Raw genomic sequence first — 3262 nt, 5'->3', positions numbered from 1 at the left:
GGACTCATAGCCTAAGAACTCCTTTAGATGATTGTTATGGTGACTTCATTCTACAGGACTCAGGCTAGGAGTCTATTTTTATTTTCTTACTTGTTGCACTTCAATTGTAAATTCGTCGGTTAAAGTTGAGCCAATAATTGGGCAATCGTTTGGTCACCTTGCAAAAGCGGAATCGTTCGCCTGATGGTCCGATCGTCGTGAACGGCGGCAACTAAAAAGGCGGCCAGATCGCCCCGTGACACGCTGCCAACAGCTAACGGGTCACTTTTAAGCAGACCAGTCGGCCGGTGAAACGACAACGCCCCGGGCTCCACGATGGTGTAATCGAGTTTCGTTTGGTGCGTCAACCAGTGGTCGGCATAAAATTTGGCCGCATACAGGGGCCGTAACGGGTCAGCCCAGCGATTACGGTCCTCGGCAAACAACATGCTGATCAACAAAAACCGTTGAACACCAGCAATCTCCGCCGCCTGCATGGTTTTGACTGCCCCATCGAGGTCTACCAGTAAGGTCATGTCGTCCTTGGTCCGACTCCCGGAACCGGCTGCAAAAATTAGTGCGTCTTGCCCCAGTAACTGACTAGCCAACTGCTCAGGCTGGCTAAACAGGTCGAAACGGCTGACCGAAACGCCCAAGTCCTCCCAGTCCTCACTGTCTTCTCCCGGCCGTAACCCGGCCACCGGGGTATCCCCTTGGGCCAATAACCGGGCGACCACTAACCGACCGACCTGACCATTGGCCCCCACCACAAACACTCGCATTGCGTTTAACTCCCTTCTCAACTTCTGTCCCTATAAGTATACACTAGGTGGGAAAAAGCCGCTAAAACGGGCAAAAATCGCGGCCTTGGCGGCAGATTTAATCCGGCAACCACCCAAATCGCCGCAATCTGGAGAGTAAATTTTTACCCCATCATTAAAAAGTGCCATAATGGAAGTTGGGTGTGGGTGACAGCCAACTACCGAGACAATTTATAAGGAGGTCCCGAGTTTTGTCAGACTCAGAATTAACAATTACCGATTTGGACGAAAGCGCCCAAGAAACTGCTTTGATGGACTTTGTCAAATTTTACGTGCAACACTACAAGCAGAACAATTTGGAAATCTTATCCCAGTACAAGGTCGACTATGCCATGAACGACATCAACCAGTACTTGTTCGAAAACCGCTACTTTGCGCCGGAACAACTGGTCGAGGCCGTTTTAAAGACTAAACGTGAGCTATTTTTGACGATTTTAAAAACCCTCAAACTCCCCTACAACGCTAACGGCGCGTTGAAGGATAACACCTGGGACGGCTGGTACCGCCAAAGTTTCGCCAAGATTCAACAAGGTATCTAGTGACGTTTCTAACCCTATTAAAAAACGGATCCGGAATTTTTCCGGGTCCGTTTTAGTTTAACTGGAGTTAAAGCTTGCCAACTAAATCGGTACCAGGCTTCAACGTCTTGTCACCCGGATGCCAGTTGGCGGGGCAAACCCGGTCGCCGTGTTCCGCGACGAATTGGGCGGCAGTCAACGTCCGGAGGATTTCTTCGGCGTTGCGGCCGATGCCCATATCATTAATCGTGTAAGAGCGGACTTTGCCGTCAGGATCCAAGATGAAGACGCCGCGATAAGCCTGCCCCAGGTCCTGGTTCAACACCTGGAAGTGCCGGGCTAACGTGCCCGCGGGATCGGCAATCATCGGGTAAGCGACTTTGCCCACTTCCGGGCTTTGGGCGTGCCAAGCCTGGTGCACGAACTCGGTATCTTCGGACACACTGTAGATTTCCGCGTTTTGGGCTTGAAAATCACTGTAGTGGTCGGCCAAGTCGCCTAACTCCGTCGGACAAACAAACGAAAAGTCGGCTGGGTAAAAGAAGATGACGGACCAGTGGCCCAATAGGTCGGCTCGCGTCAAAGTTTTGTCTTCACCGTCTTGATAAGCGGTGACTTGAAAATCGGGTAATTCAGTTCCAATAAAGTTCATAACTTATGACTTCCCTCAATTCGATTTTTGATTCGCCTAAAGCATACACGCTTTTTTAAAATTAATCAATAATGATTCTAAATTAGACTGTAAAATTCTTTATTCCCAGGGAACTAACCCCTAGTTATAAAAATAATAATGATTATCTGGTAGAAAATTTGCGTTCTGCTTGCACATTTTGAGAAAGTACGTTAAACTGACTTTGTAAGATATTTAGAAGCTGTTAGGTGAGGCTCCTATACGGAAAATGCTACTGCTCAGAAACGTCGAGAAACGCCAATGAGTCAGCTGTTCAAGTCAACATAAGGCTTGATCTAATGTAGCTGTTGAAAGACTACGCCGTATAGTGCTAAAACTCAACGATTAGCCGACTTTAATTCGCATGTTATTTTAGTGCGCTCGGCTATGAATTGTTAGCCGAGCGCTTTTAATGTCAATTTGAACTTAGCTAGGAGGTGATGAACATGACGCAATTGAAAGATGATCCCGGAGCGTGTCACTCTCTTGTGGGAAAGGTGACGTCGGTTCATCCCTCTTGGTTGACGCTTTGAGGAAGGGCCACTTACGTTAGCTTTCCCGGGCCAGACGCCGTAGCTTGATGCGGTGTCACTCGACCCTAGACTTTACCTTCGATTTACAGTCCGCCTTTAACTCAGATACCGTTGGCGTTGTAGCCAGCACGCTTGTCATCTGACCTTCTCGAATTCGTTTGGGGACTGTTGAACCGAAACCATTTAACTGATAACGCAAGCTAGAATTACGTTGTTTTTCCGGCCCGACTTTAACCTTGAGGCATTGACGTGCTAGTTCAAATCGTGCTTCACCGCTGGGGGAACTCAGCGGGGGAAAAACGCTAAGTAATTGACGCCGTTTCCGCTATGATGGCTAACCTAAACTCTACTGTCGACTATTCCTTGGCCAAACCGTTTTTCGCGGTTATTGATGTGAACGCGAGCGACCCATGGGCTGATGGGAATCACCCCGCAAGTTAACTCGCCGCAACATGAATGAACTGGTCAAGACTGACGCACGCTAATCAAAAAGACCTCGTCATCACCCTTTATAAGGTGTGAACGAGGTCTTTTAATTTGCGACGAATTTACAATTGAAGTGCAACACATAATTGAATAAAAAGGCTTATTTAACTGCACCCCAAGACTTAATTTTGCGGATGTGTCAAGGGCGGTGATAAAATGCAGGTTTATGGCGGTTTAAAAATGTAGGTTTTGGGCGGTCAACCGACGCCTTTTAGTCGATAAGACTTTCCGGTAATCTTGACGACATGGACATGA

The 3262-nt window shown here is 47.9% G+C and carries 3 protein-coding genes and 1 riboswitch; of the genes, 1 reads left to right on the top strand and 2 read right to left on the bottom strand.

The window, feature by feature from the left end:
* Window positions 1-119 precede the first annotated feature (119 nt).
* Complete coding sequence (locus DXH47_RS11410; protein WP_129033424.1) at window positions 120-761, bottom strand: SDR family oxidoreductase; 642 nt, start codon at window positions 759-761, stop codon at window positions 120-122.
* Window positions 762-991: 230 nt separating this feature from the next.
* On the opposite strand from DXH47_RS11410, the gene DXH47_RS11405 reads away from it, so the two are divergent.
* The gene (locus DXH47_RS11405; RefSeq protein ID WP_129033423.1) at window positions 992-1339 is read left to right on the top strand and encodes a hypothetical protein; all 348 of its coding nucleotides are present in this window, start codon (window positions 992-994) and stop codon (window positions 1337-1339) included.
* A 67-nt stretch (window positions 1340-1406) separates the two neighbouring features.
* Here DXH47_RS11405 and DXH47_RS11400 read toward each other — a convergent pair whose 3' ends face one another.
* Window positions 1407-1970 (bottom strand): redoxin domain-containing protein, encoded by a 564-nt coding sequence (locus DXH47_RS11400; RefSeq protein WP_129033422.1) that lies wholly within the window; start codon window positions 1968-1970, stop codon window positions 1407-1409.
* A 212-nt stretch (window positions 1971-2182) separates the two neighbouring features.
* Window positions 2183-2345: riboswitch (M-box (ykoK) riboswitch) on the top strand.
* Window positions 2346-3262 lie beyond the last annotated feature (917 nt).

Origin of the sequence: Levilactobacillus suantsaii (assembly GCF_004115745.1) — a bacterium.
GTDB classification, from domain to species: domain Bacteria; phylum Bacillota; class Bacilli; order Lactobacillales; family Lactobacillaceae; genus Levilactobacillus; species Levilactobacillus suantsaii.
This window is presented reverse-complemented; position numbering and strand designations above follow the sequence as displayed.